This window comes from Paenibacillus castaneae (genome assembly GCF_002884445.1).
Classification (GTDB): Bacteria; Bacillota; Bacilli; order Paenibacillales; family Paenibacillaceae; genus Pristimantibacillus; species Pristimantibacillus castaneae.
Genome location: NZ_KZ614144.1, coordinates 527585 through 546996 on the forward strand (window position 1 = coordinate 527585; position 19412 = coordinate 546996).

Consider the following 19412-nt stretch of genomic DNA (forward strand, 5'->3'; position numbering starts at 1 on the left):
GATAATCTTCTTATAAATTCATCCACATTTCTCCAATCATGTATAATAGTTTGTAAGACTGCTGCCGTTATATTTCAGTTTGTAAATTAATTGCAAGTAGGTGACATAATAGCTAATGAAAGAAGACAATAGTGGTAATCAAAAATGGTTGAAGCGACTAGTCATAATAGGTATATCTGTAGTTGTCATTGTAATCGTGGTCGTTAATGTCGTTAAGCTCAGCTCAAAATGGAATACTGTTAATCAGATGACGGCTGAATTGGAGAAAGGTTCTGAGACCGTTAAGGAGGAGCCTTCTGAAACACCTGCTGGATCCAATGCTCCTTCAGATCTCAACTCAGGCATAGAAGAAACGCCAGAAGTAACGCCGCAGACTGAGAAAGTTGATGAAGAAATACCAGTGCCAAGCCATGAACCGAGTCCGAAACCGAGTTCTAATCCAACTGAGACTGGCAATGAAACGGTAAAGGATACTGAAGCTCCGACAAAGAAACCGCCTAGCAAGAAAGAAATTGATGCGAAAATTTCAGGAGAAATGCAGAAGCTGAGAGCTGCCTGTACGGCATCCAGCAATAAGCTGGTTCAGCAGATCAAGCAGGAGCTTAGTGGGGATGAAGAAGCCTCGCTGCGAACGATTCAGAAGAAATTTATAGTGAAGGTTGCCGCTGAGGAAGCGAATTGCGATGGGAAATTCAATCAACTCCTTAGCCAGGCCAAAAGTGATTATAGCGCAGCAGATATTAGTCATGATGGCTTGCCGGACTGGAGCTCGGAATATGAAGCGGCCAAGGAGAAAACCAGCTCTGATGCTTTGACCGAAATCGCTAGTGTTCTAAAATAATAATATGTCCGAGCTCTTATATACCATTCATCGAGCTAAAGTCTTAATGCAATCGATTCAGGATATCAGAAATACGCAGGGCCCCAATTGGATAAAAGGTTTAAGGCACCCATTCGAGTGCCTTTTTTTGTTTGGTCTCGCTGAGAGTGTTATCGAAACAGCTTAAATTGTGGGTTAGAGATAATTAGGTATCTATATGAGAGTTAGTAGCAAATACCGCTGGGGAATGACAGGAGTCAATGCTTTTTTTATATAGATTCATTTAAATCGTTTTCTCCTATTACTTTTAAATTTGTACCAGTAATGACCATGCTCATCCTTAAATAGTCGAATACCAAATAGCTTTAAAGGAGTCCTTATTTCAACAAACATAAGATAGCTGGACATATAATCACCTCTTTATTAATCTACTATTATTAATAATACCAAAAAAAACAATTATTTACTAGTTGTGAATAGGACTTTATTACCTTTTTATAGAGTATAAGGTCCTAGTTGATATCATTCTCAGCTTGCATCAATACAGGGAGAAAGCTACTCGTACACAATCTACCAGGATGAATTTTGTTTGTAGCGTGAAATTCTAGTATGATAGTAGGAGAGCTTTAATACCGGAGGTGCTGTACTATTGCGAAATACATACAAATGGCTGCCTACCCTGGCATGGGGGATTTTATTTATAGGCTGGTTAATTCTTCTTTTTACGCTATCTTCTCAGACGTATGAGCAGCAGAGTATTCAGCCTTTATTACGCAGTTATTTCAAATATAGTGATTTAGTAAGATGGCTGCCTGACATCACCATTACATACAATAAGAGTGTTGTTAATTCCCATACTAATCCGTTTCAATTTATTGAATTTCTGTTCCGCAAAGGATCACATTTGTTTGTCTACGCGACCTTTGCTGCTATTGGGTTTATGCTTCTGCGCTCATTTAATCCGAAACGCTGGTATTTTGCACTTGCGCTGACACTAGTCATTGCAGTCGTGGTTCCCGCGCTGGATGAATGGAATCAGTCTGGTTCTTCCCACCGTACAGGGAATGCAACAGATGTCGTGCTCGATTTTGCAGGCGGTTGTGTTGGTCTCATCATATGCTTCTGTCTCCTTGGAATAGTGAAGCTCTTCAGAAGGCGCAGATCATAGAATGGCTATAATCATTATGTCCCACACCTGATATCTGTTAATAAAGTATAATAGAATTTGGAAATAACAGAAGCAGCAGCCTGAGTCGTGAGTGCTGTTGCTTTCTGCATTTATAATAAGGGAGCGAGAGAGAGCAATGGCATCGATGGTCATAATGAACGAAAAAATACGTGCCTCCGAGGTACATTTAACCGGATTGCGCGGCGAGGATCTCGGCATCGTAACTAGGGATGAGGCTTTGGCGAAGGCGCGCGAGCTGAAGGTGGATTTGGTATGCACCTCGCTGATGAGCAGTCCGCCGCCATGCAAGCTGGTCAGCAAGGGACAAGCGAAGCAGCAGGCGGGTCAAGAGAAGCGTGGCGCGAAAGGGAACGAGCAGCCTGGCAAGGTGAAGGAGCTGCGCTTGACGCCGCATATTGAAGAGCATGATTATGACACGAAGCTGCGCCAAGCAGTGAAGCTGCTGGCTGCCGGCAACGCTGTTCAGCTTGTGGTGCGTCTGAAAGGCAAGGAAGGCCCGAAGGCGAAGGAGCTCCTCGAACGTATGCTGAAGGATCTAGCTGAGAGCGGCAAGAAGCAATCCGGCATTCAAGTCAGCGGTAAGGCAGCTATGGTACAGGTGCTGCCTCTATGATGCTTCGTCGATTTTTCTCCTATTACAAGCCTTACAAGAAGCTGTTCCTGCTCGATTTCTGCTGTGCGGTTATACTCGCGCTTCTAGAGCTGAGCTTTCCGCTCGCGGTCAGCTATGTTATTGATAAGCTCCTGCCCGACAGGAACTGGGGATTGATCGTCGTAGCATGTTCTGTATTGCTAATTGTTTATGTGATTAATACCATTTTATCTTACGTGGTGACCTATTGGGGGCATATGCTGGGCATTAATATTGAGACGGATATGCGCAAGAAGCTGTTCGATCATGTACAGAAGCTATCCTTCCGCTTCTTCGATAATACGAAGACAGGTCATCTCATTTCCCGCATGACGAATGATTTATTCGAGATTGGGGAGGTTGCCCATCACGGTCCAGAGGATATGTTCATCGCCGCGATGACGCTTGTAGGCGCTTTTGGCATTATGGCTTATATTAACCTACAGCTGGCCATTATGACTTTCGTGATCGTGCCGATCATTATTTGGCTAGTGCTGCTGTTCAACGGTAAAATGACCAAAGCAGCAAACCGTCTGTTCTCGGATATGGCTGATTTCAATGCGCGCGTCGAAGATACGGTTGGTGGTATCCGCGTTGTTCAAGCCTTCTCCAACGAGAAGCATGAGAAGAAGCTTTTCAAAGTAAATAACTTGCGTTTCCGTGAAGCGAAGCTTATTTCTTACAAAATAATTGGCCTGAACTCATCCATCACCTACATGCTGATGAGGCTCGTATCGCTATTTGTACTCATATGCGGTACTTGGTTCGTCATTGATGATCAGCTGACAAATGGTCAATTTCTGACCTTCGTGCTGCTTACAAATATCTTTTTTAAGCCGATTGAAAAGATTAATGCCGTAATTGAAAGCTATCCGAAGGGAATCGCTGGCTTTAAGCGCTATGTGCAGCTGCTTGAGACCGCGCCAGACGTAGCAGATGCACCGAACGCGATCGAGGTTAACCGTTTGCACGGGGATATTCAATACCGCGGGGTAACGTTTGGGTATGAGGGAGAAGCTAAGGTGCTTCAGAATATCGACCTGACTATTCGTGCTGGCGAGACCATTGCTTTCGTCGGACCTTCCGGCGCTGGCAAAACGACACTTTGCAGCCTGCTGCCAAGATTTTATGAAATTGATGGTGGCAGCATTTCAGTTGATGGCTATGACACACGGAAGCTCAAGCTGGAATCCTTGCGTAAGCAAATCGGAATTGTTCAGCAGGATGTGTTCCTGTTTGCAGGAACAATTAGAGAGAATATTGCGTACGGGAAGCTTGGCGCGGATGATAAAGATATTTGGCAGGCTGCTCGCCGAGCGAAGCTGGAGGAGTTTATCACGTCGCAGCCAGAAGGGCTCGATACGGTTGTTGGCGAGCGCGGCGTGAAGCTGTCTGGCGGGCAGAAGCAGCGGCTCGCGATTGCGCGGATGTTCCTCAAGAATCCACCCATTCTTATTCTCGACGAAGCGACATCTGCGCTTGATACGGAAACAGAAGCCGCGATCCAGCAATCGCTGGCAGAGCTGTCCGTTGGCCGGACGACGCTCGTTATCGCGCACAGGCTGGCGACGATTAAGAATGCCGACCGTATTGTCGTCGTGACAGAGCAAGGAATTACTGAGCAGGGCCGACATGAGGAGCTTGTAACAGCTGGCGGCATTTACAGCCGCTTGCATCAAGCCCAGTTTGGCAGCAGAGCGTGACAAAGGCTTTCCTAGAGGTCGCATATGACCTTTGGGAAAGCCTGTTTTTTTTTACACCTCTTTACGATTGAAATACAGAAGACCTGCCGCCCAGAAGACGAAGAAGCTTCCCGCTATCGTAATGAGCATATTCGAAATGGTTGGAGCAGAGCCATTGAAGCTATCATTACTGAAAGTAAGCATCGTCAGCATGGGCTGTGCCCACGGATAGAACGGTGCGATCTTGGCAGAATTGAGGACCAGTATATTCGGTATTGTCAGCATCACATTGATTGCAAGCGGAGCGGCGAAGCTGCTCCAGCTAACGGATACAAGCAGCTGCAGCGCGGCAAGCGGCAAGCAGGCGAGGAAGCTGCCACCAATCGCCATCAGAAGCGGTGCCCACTCGATGTCGAAGCTGATGCCATGATAGGCGCCTGCTAGGCAGACAGCCCCGAAAAATAGCAGCTGTGTAAGGGCAATCAGGGTGGCTACGACAATGAATTTGGCACAGTAAAGAGCGGTCCGTGATATGGGAAGAGTCAGCAGCTGCTTCCAGCCTCCGCTGCCATGCTCATATCTGCAGACGAAGGCGGAGAAAATACCAGTCAGGATGGGCAGGAACAGCATGCTATGAAAGCTAGACATGGCGGATACCAACATAGCATATTTAGCTTGTGATTCAGAGATATCATAAGAATCGAATGAAACCAGCAAACCGATAGCCAAGGCTAGCAGTGGGCTTAACGGAACGAGAAGCCAGATGAACGATTTGGACAGCTTCAGACGTTCGGAAGCAACGAGTCGAACAAAACTTTTCATTTCAACCCACATCCTTTCCGTTAAAATGAAGCAAGCCGATCAGCATAATAGCTGCGCCCAGCGCTAATCCAGCCCCCGCGAACAGCTCCTGATTCGGTCCTAAATAAGCAAATATAGGCCAATTGATAGGGAGATATTCTGACAGGTTTATGGTAAAAAGTGAAGTAATGGCGGCTACAATCCCAAACGAAACGGGTATAGCCTGGTTTTTGATTGTCAAGCTTAACCATAGCATAAGTGCCAGCGCTGGAAAGGATGCCAAGAGTGGCATAAAGCAAAGTCGTACGATATCGCCGATCGGTATATCAGTATTGAATTTCAGCGATAAACCAAGCACAGTTGTGCCAATCGCCAGCAATAGGCAAGAAACAGTCAGCAAAATAACGCAAAGCGTGAATTTGGAGCTGAATACGATGCTTCTGGATACGGGCAGCGCGAGCAGCTGCTTCCATGCATTGGAGCTATGCTCCACGTTGGCAAGCTGCGATGATACAAGCGTAATGCCAAGAAAGAGAGCAAGCGGTACGAAAAGAAGTATATTTTGGAGCAGAGTCTCCCATAATTGTCCGGCATAGGTTTGAGTCATATAGTCGTAGCGGAGCCCGAAGTTGAGAGCCTGCATCGCAACGAGTCCGATAGGCCCTAGAAAGACGAGAAACCAGAGACCCTTGCCGCGTATTTTCAAAAAATCGGATGAAAGCGCCTTGCCCATCATGCCCGTTTTCCCTCCCCGACAATTTGGAGAAAGAGATCCTCTAATGATTTTCTTTTTTCCTCAACACGGTAAATCGAATGATCTCGCTCAACAAGCCGTTTCACCATACGCGCAATCGTTTCGTTATTTGTTTGCTCCAGCAGAATGGACGAATCATTCATGATTGCATTTATTCCATGCTCCTTTAATAGAGTCATCGCCAGCTCAGGCTCCGATACGGAGAGGGAGATAGAACCTTTCGCTTGTTGGTGCAGGTTTTCGATGGTATCTTGGAACACCAGCTCACCTTGCCTAATAATACCGACCGTCCCGGCCGTCAACTCTACCTCGCTTAACAAGTGGCTCGATATGAGAACGGTAATGCCATGCTGCTTCGGCATTTGTTTAATTAATTCGCGAATTTCCAATATGCCTGATGGATCAAGTCCGTTCGTCGGCTCGTCCAGCATAAGCAGCTCTGGATTCCCAAGCAATGCACTCGCTATGCCGAGACGCTGCTTCATTCCAAGCGAGAAGCCTTTGACCGGACGACGCGCTTCCTTCGCTAGACCAACGATATCAAGCACCTCGGCTATTCGAGCAGTCGGTACGTCTAGAATACGGCGAATCGCTTCTAGATTGTCCACAGCACTCAAATGACCGTAATACGACGGATATTCGACAAGCGAGCCAATTCTGCGGAGAATAGAAAGCTTGTCTTTGTTCAGCGCTTTGCCAAAAATATGAACAGATCCATTCGACGGCTTGATAAGTCCGAGCAGCATCCGGATCGTGGTTGTTTTGCCAGCACCGTTCGGGCCGAGGAATCCGTAGATATCCCCTCTCGCAATTTTTAAATTCAGATTGGAAACCGCATAACGTCCTTTATAACGCTTGCTTAGTCCCTTCGTTTCAATAACCCATTCATTCACGTTAATCACCTCATCAACTACTGTAACGGATGAAGGTTAAAATCAAGGTCAGCCAAGTTTAAATTTAGTTTAAAAAAAGTCTGAATCCCCAAAACCATTGGTAGGGGGAATTCAGCCAGTGAAAAATTAATGATGTGAATAGTTAACGATCCAATAAGCTAATGAATGGAGCAGAGAGATGCTGCTTATTTTGGAAAAATAGTAATACGCATTCCGCTCTCTGAGCTGTCTGTTTGCCAGTCGAGCTGCATTTCATGAATGAGATAATCAACGATGGCAAGGCCGATCCCTGCTCCCTTACTGCTAGAGCTTGTGTTAAGCCCACCCCCGCGGTCACTAATGACTAGCGCTGTCCGTGAATGATGCTCCCCGGTTGAAATTCGGATATATTGGCCGCTTGCTGCATGCCTTACTACATTTTGAAATAAATTATCGAGCACGCGCCGGAAGCCTTCCTTATCTACATTCCAAAGCAGCTTCTCCGCTTTCAAATCAATATCTGCGTCGATCCCTTCCTGCTCCCAAAGCGGATACCAAGCCGCCGCGCTTTCTCTAACCAATCGCAGCACATCATGCTGTTCCAGCTTGAGCGGGTATCGGCCGCTGGTCATTAGCGTGTAGGACAGCAGGTTTTCCATGAGGCTGCCTACGCTCGCTATTTTGAGCTCCATTTGCTTAACGGCGGCTTGTCCGGCAGCGCTGAGCGATTCATTCCGCAGTGAATAGAGGTGACTGTTCATGACGGTTAACGGTGTCCGCAAATCATGCGAGAGGTTGGCGATTAGACTTTTTCGAAGCTCTTCTTCTGCGCGCTCTCGTTCCTTGCTTTCGCGCAGCTGACTGACCATGTCATTGAAGGCAGCCTCCAGTTGGCCTATTTCATCCTCCTTATGCCATTTAATCGGCACCGGCAGGCCATCTTCTCCTTGAATGGTCATTGCGATCTGGAGCTGCAGCAGCCGCTTGCGAATATGACGAAAGAAGAGCAAAGACAGAAGGACGAAGAAGGCGAACATGATGAATAGAAAAGCAATATAGAAGGGCGTTCCGCTTCCAACGGGCGTTGCTTGCCGAGTAATAGAGCGCGGCACCTGCAGCACTATGAATGCTGGCCCTGCTTTATTAGGACCAATGAAAGCAACGACTGTAAACGGATCACTGTCAACATGATCCTTCATGAACTGTATCGCATCCGCAGGCGTCCAGTGCTGAGGAAGCTTCTTCTGCTGCGGCAGCTGAAGCCTTGTAGTTCCCGAAGCATCCACCCAGAAGAAGGAGGCGTCTGGATACTGCTCTTTCAGTTCATTCAGCTTGCGATCAATTTGCGGCGCTGCGGATTCATCCAGCTTTGCGGCTTCCTCATACAGCATTGCAGTCAAAGCACTGGTACTGCCATATTTCAAATAATCAGTGTCATGGTTATTGCTTTGTTGGTTTAAGATGATATAGATTATGGAAGCCAATGGGAAAATAATCGGTATAAACAAAAAAGCGAACAAAATAATGAGCAGATAGCGGGACAACAACGTTTGGCGGAATTTAATGCGGCGAGAACGCCACTGCTTCAGCTTGCTCATGCTCGTATCCGATAGCCGATGCCGCGCACCGTTTCAATGATTTCGGGAGCAGCTGGATTCCGCTCGATTTTCTCCCGTAAATAGCGGATATGGACCATTAATGTTTTGTCCCCTTCGATATAAGACTCGCCCCACACGGACTCATAGATTTGCTCCTTCGTCATAATTTGCCCCAGATGACGCAGCAAATAGCTGAATATATGAAATTGTTTGCCCGTTAAGGTAATTTCTTCACCTGTATCTTGGTTCTCGACAAGGTTCTGCTGCTCGTGCACAAGCAGGTGCTTGATGGCTAATGGCTCGGAGTTACGCGCGCCCGTGCGACGCAGCAGCACTTCGATGCGAGCGGTCAATTCATCGGGATGAAAGGGCTTGGTCAGATAGTCGTCGGCGAACTGCAAGCCTTGGAGCTTATCGTCGATGGACGTGCGTGCTGAAAGCATAAGGATCGGTATGTCTGGAGCCGCCTTCTTCAGCCTTTGGCCCACCGTAAACCCATCCAATCCCGGCAGCATAATGTCCAATATAACGAGCTTGCAGCCCGCCGCGGCCTCAAGTGCCTGCTCCCCGCTCATTACCCAGTTCACCTCATAGCCTTGCTCCTGCATATGCCGACAAACAAAGCTGCCGATCTCACGATCATCCTCAATATATAGCAGTGTTGCGCTCATTGTAGTATGATTCCTTTCCGAATTAGCTTTTTCATATATGGTTCGATTATAAGCCACAGTCCCAATGTTAGCCAAGTAAAGGAGGGTATTGGAATGAAACGTCGCTGCGCGCAAAGAAAGCCTGACGCTCTCCCGCGCAGGGAGATCAGCCAGGCTTTCCGCCTATTACACTATATCCGTTACTTAGCCTTCACCAGTGAGGTCCTTCACTGGCACAGTTTTTTTTGGCACTTTCTTTTTATCCCATTTGAAGATGGCGTTCATACCTTTGTATATGAGCCTCGATTCCTTGGTAAGAAGCGGGCCCAATATAGCTAAGATTAGTACATAGAGCGCCGCAAACGGCTGCAAAAGCTCAAGCAGGCCGCCAGCCTTGCCGAGATTCGCCATAATGATCGAGAACTCGCCGCGCGACACGATCGTCAGACCGATATTCGCCGATGATTTTGGCGACAAGCCGGCACTTTTTCCTGCAAGCATACCCGCGACGATGTTGCCGATCAACGTAATGACAACGGCTCCGAGTGAGAGCCACACCGCTCCGCCCAGTTCGAGCGGATTGATCGAAAGGCCGAAGCTGAAGAAAAACAAAGCGCCGAAGAAATCCCGGAAGGGTAGAATCATATGCTCAATCCGCTTCATATGAACGGTTTCTGCAAGCACGAGTCCTACAAGCAAAGCACCGATTGCTTCTGCCACATGAATCGTTTCGGAGAAGCCGGCCACGAGGAACAGAAAACCGAATATAAGGAGGAGAAAAAGCTCATTTGAACGGATATTCAATACCTTATTAAGAAGAGGTGCAGCTTTCCTGCCGATAACAAGGAAGAGGAGCATAAATCCTAATGCATACGAAGCGGAAAGCAGCACACCGCCTAAAGTAGATGAGTCGCTGAGTACAAGTCCCGATAGGACTGAAATATAGACAGCGAGGAAAATATCTTCAAACATAATAATGCCAAGAATCATTTCTGTTTCTGGATTTGCTGTTCGTTTCAGATCGACAAGCACCTTCGCTACAATAGCGCTCGACGAAATGGTCGTAATGCCGGCGATGACCATCATTTCTGCAACAGGGAAGCCGTTCATCCAGCCAAACAATAGTCCAAGCGTAAAATTAATGATGATATAGATCGTTCCGCCAATTGCAATTGAGCGTCCCGATTTCATTAAGCGGCCTACAGAAAACTCTAAACCGAGATAGAAGAGCAGGAACAGCACGCCAAGCCGCCCCATGAATTCAATGAGCTCCATGCTATGAATAAATCTAAAATCCAAATTGCCTATTCGCGGCGCATGAGGTCCTACTGCCATGCCGATTAGGATGTAGAAAGGAATGACAGAAAAACGTATTTTTGAAGCCAACAGCCCGACTAGAGCGATAAGAATAACAGCAAGACCAATTTCTAATATCATGTGATCCATAATTATTGACTCCCGTTCTGAAGCAACTGCTTAAGAAGCTTCAGGTGTACACGTTCTCCTGCAGCGATAAGAGTGGTATCCGCTTTGAACACATAGTCGGGACCAGGATTTATATGCTTGGAATCCTTCTCAACAGCGGCAATGATCGTTGCGCCAGTTGTTTGGCGGACATCGCATTGCCCGATCGTTTTGCCAATGCAGGAAGCATCGGATTTGATTTTGTACCACTCCATCGTCAAGTCGTCTAGTGCGACCTCAATGGTTTCGAGCGACTTCGGCTTATACGTCATACCGCCGACAATGGCAGCAACCTGTCTTGCTTCTTCGTCCTCGAGGGTTACCATGGAAATGCTGTCGTCCGGATCTTCATGTTCGAAATGGTACATTTCGCGGCGTCCATCATCGTGGATGATAATAACAAATTTCTCACCGCTTCTCGTAATAATTTGGTATTTGCGGCCGATACCCGGCAGATCAGATTCTCTAATATTCATATTGTTGCCTCCTCATTTGTTGGATATGCCTAAACAAAATGAGTATATTAGCCAACAAAATGCGAGGTGAATTTAATGGGATGGAGCAGGAGGTCGCGCAGCCGCTGCGGAACAGAGGTTTGAAGCGCAGAAAGGGTAAGGGATAGCGTGAATATTTGCATAAGCGCATGACTATACGCGATTAAATGGATATTTTCGGGCAGGAAGGACTTCGTTGTCGAATTGGATTTGCTAAATGCTTTGTATGAGGATTTGGAAACCGAGTGGAAACGGTTGGAGCCTGCCGTTAGCTCGAAGTTATTGCCTGCTTCATAGGCGAACAGAGCTGCAAAAAGCAGCGGAATAATAATAAGTACGCTAAATAAACGGTTGCATGCAAATCGGCCATAAGCGTACATACTATGATTCATCTGTCCACCTCCAACTCATTAGATAATATAAGTATAACTTATAATAATGAAATTAAAAAGGAAGTTTCTTATATTTATTGATGTAAAATGTGCACTATCCCTCTATACCCACTTGTTTACTGAATTGACGATACATGCGTAGCGTTATAAAATGAGTAAACACATTTTTTAATACAGAGAGAAAGAAGGAAGACGGATGGGAGCTTTGGTGAAACAACTGTCACCGCTTGTGCAGCAGCTTGATTTGAAGCCGCATGTTGAAGGTGGATGGTACAAAGAGATTTGGAAGGCTGGCTTCGAAATACCGCAGGAGGTTCTGGGAGCTCCATATTCAGGTCCGAGATTTTCAGCTTCATCAATTTATTTCTTGCTGCATCCGGGTGAATTTTCAGACTGGCATTCGGTTTATTCGGACGAGCTGTGGATGTGGCATTCCGGGAGTCCCCTGCTGCTGACGCTTGGCGGAACAGAAGCTGCACCTGAGAACAGAAAAGAAATTATTGTCGGTCCAGACGTAGCGGCAGGTCATCAGCCGCAGGCTTTAGTGCCAGCGAATGAATGGCAGATGTCGACAGTTCTTGGCGATGAGCCAGTGCTTGTTTCCTGTGTGGTGGCACCAGGCTTTCATTACGATGACTTTAAGCTCATTAAACGATAAACGGTACGTATAAGAGCCATCCTGCATGGGAAATTCCCCCCAAGGATGGCTCTTACATTATCTTATACTCTTATCCCACATTTACTTCTCATCAAAAGATCTTATAAATAGCTCTGTCAGCTCAGTGTCCCATTGCGTACCCTTGCCTTCCTCCAAGATGGCGAGCGCCCTTTCCTGCGTCATTCCCTTCCAGAGCCTCTTTTCCGTAGTATTAATCGGCATATTAAAATTGTATATTAGATATTATTATTGAAAAATTTATACGCAGCCTAGGCAGGCATGAAAGGAACACATCCTATGAAAGAAAAGCTATGGACAAAGCCTTTTATTTTGATTATTTTGTCAAACCTTTTTTTATTTTTGTCTTTGGAAATGCTGCTCCCAACGCTTCCCGTGTTCGCAGCGGATCAAGGCGGTACGGACGCCCAGATCGGGCTTATCATTGGCTTTTTCACATTTTCCGCGGTGCTGCTGCGTCCTTTTGTTGGCATGGGCTCCGATAAATTCGGCAAAAAAATGCTGCTGCTCGCTGGTGTCGCAATCTGTCTCATTGGAACCGCCAGCTATTATGCGGCAGTTACCATATCGATGATGCTTATGTTGCGAATTGTGCATGGCGTAGGCTTTGGTATTTCTACAACGCTATACGGTACGGTCGCTTCGGATGTTATACCAGCATCGCGCAGAGGCGAAGGAATGGGGTTCTTTGGTACAGGAAATGCTGTTGCTATTTCATTAGGACCCTTTCTCGGCATTTGGCTTATGGAGGAGTACGGCTTCACGGCATTATTCATTGTAGGCGCATGTATTCTGCTGCTGGCGCTTGTTTTCACAGCATTTGTTAAGGGTGATTCGAAGGCGGAGAGAGCGGAAGCGAAAGCAGCCATATCTGCACATACGCCGTTCATGCTGCGGTTTATCGAGCCGAAGGCGCTTATGCCATCGCTGCTCGGAACGCTGGTGGGCTTGTCGCTTGGCGGTATCATCAGCTTTATTACGTTGTTCGGCAAAGAAGCTGGCGTGCAAAATATCGGCTATTTCTTTCTCGTGTTAGCCATTAGTGAATTTCTGATCCGCTTTGTCAGCGGCAGAATATTTGATACAAAGGGCAGGTTCTGGGTCTTATTCCCCGCTGCGCTATTTTGTATCGTAGGCTGTTTGCTGCTCTTCATGACAAAGTCTACGGGGATGCTGCTGGCAGCCGCTGCTTTCTATGGAGCGGGCTTCGGTGCGATTTTCCCAGCGCTTCAGGCATGGGTAATCGACCGAGTGGAGCCGCAGCGAAGAGGGGTGGCTACCGCTACTTTCTATAATTTTTTCGATATCGGCATAGGAAGCGGAGCGATGCTGCTCGGGTTAGTTGCAACATGGTCCAATTATGCGACGATGTATTTGGTTTCCAGTGTATTTCTCATTATTTTTTTGGCGGTGTATTTTATGTATGAGCGCAGCTTGAAGCGGGAACGCTCATCAACGGCAGCAATAGAGAGGCTGTAGCCATTGTTGTTTGCTGCAATGCTTCGTATAATTGACGACATAGGCGTATCACTATTCCTTATTTGGATAGGATAGGGATGAGATGCGCAGCAAGAGCATTTGCTGGAAATGACTAATTTAGCATGTTCAAAATGGAGGAATTAAGGATGAGCAGCAGCACCAATTACTCGCCAGAACAACTAGCAGCAATGATCGACCATACGATATTAAAGGCAGATGCGACGAAGGATGAAATTTTACAAATTTGTCGTGAAGCTAGTCAATATCATTTCGCAACGGTATGCATTAATCCAGGCTGGGTAGCAACAGCCGCTCAAGAGCTGAAGGGCTCGGGTGTTGGCATTACTACAGTGGTAGGCTTTCCACTGGGGGCAACAACGACGGCAGCGAAGGCGGCTGAAGCCAAATTCGCAATTGAAGATGGCGCGACGGAGATCGATATGGTTCTCAATATCGGCTTGCTGAAATCAGGCGATCTTGCAGGCGTTCAGCGTGATGTAGAGGGCGTTGCCGCGGCTGTTAAAGGAAAGGCTCTGCTAAAAGTTATTTTGGAGACTGGACTCCTAACCGACGAAGAGAAGGTAACCGCATCTGAAATTTGCAAAAAGGCAGGGGCCGACTTTGTGAAGACATCAACAGGCTTCGGCAAAGGCGGAGCGACTGTGGAGGATATCGCGCTTATGCGCCGTGCCGTAGGGCCTGACCTTGGCGTCAAGGCTTCAGGCGGCGTGCGCGACCGCGATACCGTTCTGCGAATGGTTGCAGCGGGTGCAACCCGCATTGGCGCAAGCTCCGGCATTGCCATCGTCACCGGCGGTATAGGCGAAGGCTACTAAGCTATTTCGCATAGGAACAGAAAAAGGCTGCGCCGTACATAAGGTTACATTCACCTTATGCACGGCGCAGCCTTCTTCGTATTTATAGGGGCTGGCAGGCGGGCATTAGACTTGTTCGCAGCTAATGGTGAAGTTAGCTTTCAGCTCCTCGCCGGCACCCAGCATGATGAGCTCATCTTGGCGGTTGAGCTCGCCGGTCATGGCCATCCAAGGCTCTACGCATAAGAATGGACGATCCTTCACCGACCAAAGCACCACGTATTTGAATATATCATCATAGGTTAGACGCACGCGTGTATCAGCCGAGACAGGGAATGCTATTTCACTTTTCTTCGCATCGAGCAGGCACACGGATTCAACAAGTCCTTCCAAATCAATCATGCCTGTGAACGGCTTCTCCACATTGTCGTTATAGTCGATATAACGTGTTGCATCAGATTCATAAGCGATATTTTTGTTCGAATCAAGCGCAAAATAAGGGTGGAACCCAGCATAGAACGGCATCGTATCCGATTCGCTTAGATTTCGGTATTGTTGGCGCGTATGCAATTGCCCATCTTTCAGTACGTATGTGAACAACAATTCAAAAGCAAAAGGATAGGATTGCAGCGTTTGCTCATTACTGCGAAGGCGAATGGTAATGGAAGCCTCGTCGTTGTTTTGCGTGTCTACGACTTCCCATACCGATGTGCGAGCGACGCCGTGGTTAGCCATATAATGAGTTTGCCCATTCCATTCGTAGGCTTGATTGTCCAACTGGCCGCAAATCGGAAATAGTATCGGGTTGCCCCCGCGAATATTGGCTGCAGCATTATCAAAAGTCGCTTTATCCAAATAGAATAGCTCTGTCCCATGAAGCTGGCATCCGATCACAATACCGCCTCTTTCTGGACATACCACTACACGTGAATTGCTGCTCTGCTCCGTTAATTCGTACAATGTAAACGTATCTTGATATTGGCGCACTTCGTAATTACTCATTATGTAACCTCCATATTTAGAAAATAGGGCAGCATCCATGAGGTCAATTAGAACCTGCGGACACTGCCCCTTATGCTATTTACTTAGTTGCTTCGTCAGAAGCTTTTGTTTCTGGAGCAAGCGTGTTCGTGATTTTTGCTTTCTCACGAATTTCAGTCATCCAAGATTGAGACAATTCGTTTGCTTCTGTAGCAACAAGCTGCTTGCGAATATCTTCTTTCTTCTCTTCAAACGTAGGAACAACGGCAGCCTTCTCAGCTGTTTTCTTAATGATGTGGAATCCATGCTGTGATTGAACGACACCGCTGATTTCATTCACTTTCAGTGCGAATGCTGCTGTCTCAAACTCGGCTACCATATCGCCTTTACCGAAGAAGCCAAGGTCGCCGCCATTTTGGGCTGAGCCTGTATCTGTTGATTTTTCCTTAGCGATTGTAGCGAAGTCGCCGCCTTGCTTAAGCTCGGCTAGAATAGCATCCGCTTCTTCTTTCGTAGCTACAAGAATATGCGAGGCTTGGATTTGTTCAGGCGTACCAAGTGATTCCTTGTTCGCATCATAGTAGGCTTTAACATCTTCATCCGTAACCTTCGTTTTTGGCTCCAAAATTTTACGGATGGTTAGGTTGATTCTTGTATCCTTCTTTAAGCTGTCAAGCGTCATGTTGTATTGAGCAAGTACAGAATTGAACTCCTCATCTGTACCGAAGTTTTCTTTAATCAACTTAATTTCTGCGTCGACATCGGCATCAGAAACCGTTATGCTTCCCGCTTTAGCTTCTTGCTGGATTAGTTGTTCTGTAATCAAATTATCAAGCGTAGCAGGGCCGCCAGCGGCAACTAATGCATCGTAAAGCTTGTCCTTGCTTATTTTCTCACCGTTTACCGTTGCCACAGTAGCATTGCTGCCGCCAAGTGACGGTAGAAGCAGCACGACGATTAGTGCGATAGCGAGTACGGCGCTAATTGCGATCCATACCATATTGCTTCCGCCTTTTGCTGCTGGTGCGGCGGCTGGGATAGGTGCATTAAAGCCATTATCCACAGCTGCAGTGCTTGCAACTTCTGATCTGCTCAGAAGCTCATTCTCGATAGCAGCATCTTGTTCCGATAGCATGTCCTGCTGTTCGTTATTTTCGTTTGTGTTGCGGTCCTCGTTCGCAGCCAACTCGTTTTCTGCGTCTTTTTTGGACTGCGATTCATTGTTATTCATTAAATATTAACTCCCTTCGTTTTGTATATCTTCAACTACTATAACAAATCGGAATTGAAAAAACCTTAATCTAAAATAAAAATACTTCACTATTTATCAGAGACGCTCGGAATGTTATTATATAGGAAGCATATATTCCAACATTATCCTACAATATTCGTGAAAGCTCATGGATAAACAACCTAAGAAAAAACCTAATTTTCCATATTCCTCACCATAGCATGAAAGACATCGGTCTGCCACTAGGCAGTTGCTTACTACCAATAACTATGAATGATTTATAGGAGGAATCGGCTTGCCTACAAATACGGGAGTCTTTATACGTCTGTGTTTAGTTATGCTCATACCGTTTGTAAGTTATTTGGCGCTGCGGGAATCACCGTTCGACAAAAGTATTAATGCGCCGCATGAACATTTCTATATTGTTAGTGCTGTTGCTGCATTGGCGCTCGCACTAGCGATTGCTGTAGGCGTCGTTGCTATCCAACTTCGAAATATTAAGATTAGTTTCTTATCACTGTCTTACGTATCACTCGCTATGATGTTTATCCTTCATGGTTTATCTACTCCTGGATTTCTCATGCATCATACTGCCATTGCAAGCAATGCTGCGCAGCTAAGCATCCTGCTGGCCGTCATATGGCTGTGGCTTTCTTCTCTTTCCGTGGATAGGCCGATAATTAAATGGTTCGCCATGTGGCAGCGTATGCTTCTTCCTGTATGGACGATTATTTTGCTTTTCTTCTGCATCATACTTTGGAAATATCCAGATATCATACATGTATTTCATCTCAATGAAAGCTCTTCGAAATGGGTTGCAACGCTGTTTATCGTCGGGATGAACGGATGGACGATGTATAGATACATGCAAACCTATTTGTCCTCTCGCTTTCCGCTGCAGCTGGCAATTGTTTATAGCTCAGGCTGGATGATTATTGCCCAGCTTATTGTTGTAAGCGGCGAAGTGTGGAATATTAGCTGGTGGATGTATCATTTCCTGCTGCTAGCCTCTGTTATCATTATGGTTAGCGGCATTGTTAGTCAATATGTCAGCTCCAGATCCATATCGGCATCGGTTAAGCTGATGTTTCGTGCGAATCCGATTGATTGGATCAATACCTATATGTCTAACAGCGTGCGAGAGCTGGTCATGACAACCGAGGCTCGTGATTCGTATACGGCTGGACATAATTATCGTGTAGCCTTATATGCGCTAAAGCTGGGCGAAGAGCTTTCCTTGTCATCTAATGATCTGCGAGCGATAGCGCAAGGCGGCCTTGTCCACGATGTAGGCAAGCTGCGCATACCGGACATCATCTTGAACAAGCCCGGAAAGCTTACGCCGGAGGAGCGCGCAGTAATCGAGGTTCATCCGGTATCAGGCTATGATTTGTGCAAGCGTCTAGGTTTTATGCCGGAAGAGCTGTCGGTTATTCGTTCCCATCATGAGAAATGGGACGGCAGCGGCTATCCGGATAAGCTGGCAGCAGAACAAATACCGCTCCTCGCACGCGTTACAGCTGTTGCAGATGTATACGATGCGCTCACATCCTCGCGTTCCTACCGCAAGGCAATGTCGCATGAGTCGGCGATGGAAATTATCGTGAAGGAAAGCGGCAAGCACTTTGATCCGCTTTGCGTACAAGCGTGGAAGCGGCTTGTTCAGGAGCAGCCGGAGTTTTTCGAAGAAACGGTGCGCAACAGTCCGCACCTCAAATTAAATCGCAAATTTGCAAGATAATGATATTCCAAATCCTGGGGCATTCGGTATAATAGAAGCTGTGAGCTTGAGCTTGACTCAAATAGAAGCTTATATCCTAAAGAAGGCAGGAGGAAAACTCATAATGACTCATGTGGCAGCAAATAGTCGGTACGAGAGCATGAAGTATAATCGCGTTGGACGCAGCGGCTTGAAGCTGCCAGCCATCTCACTCGGGTTATGGCATAATTTTGGTGGCATTGACCGCCATGAGAACGGACGGGCAATGGTCCGCCGCGCATTCGATCTTGGCATTACTCATTTCGATCTGGCGAATAACTATGGACCGCCTCCAGGCTCTGCTGAGGAGACCTTCGGCCAAATTCTGAAGCAGGATTTCGCAGCCTACCGCGATGAGATGATTATCTCAACGAAAGCGGGCTTTCACATGTGGGAAGGGCCCTACGGGGACTTTGGCTCACGGAAATATTTGATTTCCAGCCTAGACCAAAGCCTGAAGCGCATGAATCTCGATTACGTTGATATCTTCTACCATCACCGTCCGGACCCTGAGACGCCGCTTGAAGAAACAATGGCTGCGCTTGATCATCTGGTTCGACAAGGAAAGGCACTTTATATCGCTCTTTCGAATTATTCAGCGGAGCAAACTGCTCGCGCATCTGCCATCTTGAAGGACCTTGGAACACCATGCCTGATTCATCAGCCTTCCTACTCTATGTTTAACCGCTGGATCGAGAATGGTCTGCAGGATGTGCTGGAGAATGAAGGAATCGGCTCGATCGTATTCGCGCCGCTAGCAGGCGGCTTGTTGACCAATCGTTATTTGAATGGTGTGCCTTCTGATTCACGCGCTGCTGGTCCAAGCGTATTTATGAATACCGATCATATTACGGAGAGCAAGCTGGGCAAGGTTCGACTGCTTAATGAGCTTGCACAAGAGCGTGGACAAACACTTGCCCAAATGTCTATCGCATGGGTGCTCAGAGGCGGCAAAGTCACCTCCGCTTTAATTGGCGCAAGCCGGGTGGAGCAGATTGACGATAATGTCGCGGCGCTCAGCCGTCTTGATTTCAGCGAGGAAGAGCTTAACCTTATTGAATCGATTCTGGCTGCTGAATAATTATGAATTAGGTTTCTATATAACTCATTTAACGCTAGAGCAA

General features: G+C 46.8%; 19 protein-coding genes. 9 read left to right on the top strand and 10 right to left on the bottom strand.

Annotation, left to right across the window (positions count from 1 at the left end):
- The first annotated feature begins 115 nt into the window (after positions 1 to 115).
- From CEF13_RS02240 to CEF13_RS02255, 4 genes are all read left to right on the top strand, one after another.
- A complete protein-coding gene (locus CEF13_RS02240; RefSeq protein WP_102709224.1) occupies positions 116 to 841 on the top strand; it encodes a hypothetical protein in 726 nt (241 codons plus the stop codon).
- Between the two features lie 628 nt (positions 842 to 1469).
- Positions 1470 to 1988: a VanZ family protein gene (locus CEF13_RS02245; protein WP_102709225.1), complete on the top strand. Its 519-nt coding sequence runs from the start codon at positions 1470 to 1472 to the stop codon at positions 1986 to 1988.
- A gap of 145 nt (positions 1989 to 2133) precedes the next feature.
- The gene (infC, locus tag CEF13_RS02250) at positions 2134 to 2622 is read left to right on the top strand and encodes a translation initiation factor IF-3 (protein ID WP_102716159.1); all 489 of its coding nucleotides are present in this window, start codon (positions 2134 to 2136) and stop codon (positions 2620 to 2622) included.
- Positions 2622 to 4343: an ABC transporter ATP-binding protein gene (locus CEF13_RS02255; protein WP_102716160.1), complete on the top strand. Its 1722-nt coding sequence runs from the start codon at positions 2622 to 2624 to the stop codon at positions 4341 to 4343. The genes infC and CEF13_RS02255 overlap by 1 nt, the downstream gene beginning before the upstream one ends.
- Before the next feature lie 51 nt (positions 4344 to 4394).
- On the opposite strand, the gene CEF13_RS02260 is transcribed toward CEF13_RS02255, so the two are convergent.
- The 8 genes from CEF13_RS02260 to CEF13_RS02295 all read right to left on the bottom strand — a co-directional run bounded on the left by CEF13_RS02260 (position 4395) and on the right by CEF13_RS02295 (position 11347).
- Positions 4395 to 5144 carry an ABC transporter permease gene (locus CEF13_RS02260; protein ID WP_102709226.1) on the bottom strand — a complete coding sequence of 250 codons (750 nt, stop codon included), beginning with the start codon at positions 5142 to 5144 and terminating at the stop codon, positions 4395 to 4397.
- 1 nt (position 5145) lies between these two features.
- Positions 5146 to 5859 (bottom strand): ABC transporter permease, encoded by a 714-nt coding sequence (locus tag CEF13_RS02265; RefSeq protein WP_102709227.1) that lies wholly within the window; start codon positions 5857 to 5859, stop codon positions 5146 to 5148.
- The gene (locus CEF13_RS02270; RefSeq protein ID WP_102709228.1) at positions 5856 to 6770 is read right to left on the bottom strand and encodes an ABC transporter ATP-binding protein; all 915 of its coding nucleotides are present in this window, start codon (positions 6768 to 6770) and stop codon (positions 5856 to 5858) included. Before CEF13_RS02270 ends, CEF13_RS02265 begins: the two co-directional genes overlap by 4 nt.
- Positions 6771 to 6955: 185 nt before the next feature.
- Entirely contained in the window at positions 6956 to 8347 is a 1392-nt protein-coding gene (locus CEF13_RS02275; RefSeq protein ID WP_102709229.1) for a sensor histidine kinase, read from the bottom strand.
- Positions 8344 to 9018 carry a response regulator transcription factor gene (locus CEF13_RS02280; protein ID WP_102709230.1) on the bottom strand — a complete coding sequence of 225 codons (675 nt, stop codon included), beginning with the start codon at positions 9016 to 9018 and terminating at the stop codon, positions 8344 to 8346. Before CEF13_RS02280 ends, CEF13_RS02275 begins: the two co-directional genes overlap by 4 nt.
- Before the next feature lie 183 nt (positions 9019 to 9201).
- Positions 9202 to 10443 carry a cation:proton antiporter gene (locus CEF13_RS02285; protein ID WP_102709231.1) on the bottom strand — a complete coding sequence of 414 codons (1242 nt, stop codon included), beginning with the start codon at positions 10441 to 10443 and terminating at the stop codon, positions 9202 to 9204.
- Between the two features lie 2 nt (positions 10444 to 10445).
- Positions 10446 to 10937 (bottom strand): cation:proton antiporter regulatory subunit, encoded by a 492-nt coding sequence (locus CEF13_RS02290; protein WP_102709232.1) that lies wholly within the window; start codon positions 10935 to 10937, stop codon positions 10446 to 10448.
- 47 nt (positions 10938 to 10984) lie between these two features.
- Positions 10985 to 11347, bottom strand: a complete 363-nt coding sequence (locus CEF13_RS02295; protein WP_102709233.1) for a hypothetical protein — start codon at positions 11345 to 11347, stop codon at positions 10985 to 10987.
- Positions 11348 to 11552: 205 nt separating this feature from the next.
- On the opposite strand from CEF13_RS02295, the gene CEF13_RS02300 reads away from it, so the two are divergent.
- From CEF13_RS02300 to deoC, 3 genes are all read left to right on the top strand, one after another.
- Entirely contained in the window at positions 11553 to 12005 is a 453-nt protein-coding gene (locus CEF13_RS02300; RefSeq protein WP_102716161.1) for a cupin domain-containing protein, read from the top strand.
- A gap of 297 nt (positions 12006 to 12302) precedes the next feature.
- Complete coding sequence (locus tag CEF13_RS02305) at positions 12303 to 13502, top strand: MFS transporter (RefSeq protein WP_166742867.1); 1200 nt, start codon at positions 12303 to 12305, stop codon at positions 13500 to 13502.
- A gap of 146 nt (positions 13503 to 13648) precedes the next feature.
- Positions 13649 to 14338, top strand: a complete 690-nt coding sequence (gene deoC, locus CEF13_RS02310; protein ID WP_102709235.1) for a deoxyribose-phosphate aldolase — start codon at positions 13649 to 13651, stop codon at positions 14336 to 14338.
- Between the two features lie 105 nt (positions 14339 to 14443).
- On the opposite strand, the gene CEF13_RS02315 is transcribed toward deoC, so the two are convergent.
- The gene (locus CEF13_RS02315; RefSeq protein ID WP_102709236.1) at positions 14444 to 15319 is read right to left on the bottom strand and encodes an aldose epimerase family protein; all 876 of its coding nucleotides are present in this window, start codon (positions 15317 to 15319) and stop codon (positions 14444 to 14446) included.
- Between the two features lie 79 nt (positions 15320 to 15398).
- On the bottom strand, positions 15399 to 16529 hold the full coding sequence (locus tag CEF13_RS02320; protein WP_102709237.1) for a foldase protein PrsA: 1131 nt from the start codon (positions 16527 to 16529) through the stop codon (positions 15399 to 15401).
- 295 nt (positions 16530 to 16824) lie between these two features.
- Here CEF13_RS02320 and CEF13_RS02325 point away from each other — a divergent pair, with 295 nt between their 5' ends.
- Both CEF13_RS02325 and mgrA read left to right on the top strand, forming a co-directional pair.
- On the top strand, positions 16825 to 18270 hold the full coding sequence (locus CEF13_RS02325) for an HD-GYP domain-containing protein (RefSeq protein ID WP_243864687.1): 1446 nt from the start codon (positions 16825 to 16827) through the stop codon (positions 18268 to 18270).
- 103 nt (positions 18271 to 18373) lie between these two features.
- Complete coding sequence (gene mgrA, locus CEF13_RS02330) at positions 18374 to 19369, top strand: L-glyceraldehyde 3-phosphate reductase (RefSeq protein ID WP_102709238.1); 996 nt, start codon at positions 18374 to 18376, stop codon at positions 19367 to 19369.
- Positions 19370 to 19412: the final 43 nt, after the last annotated feature.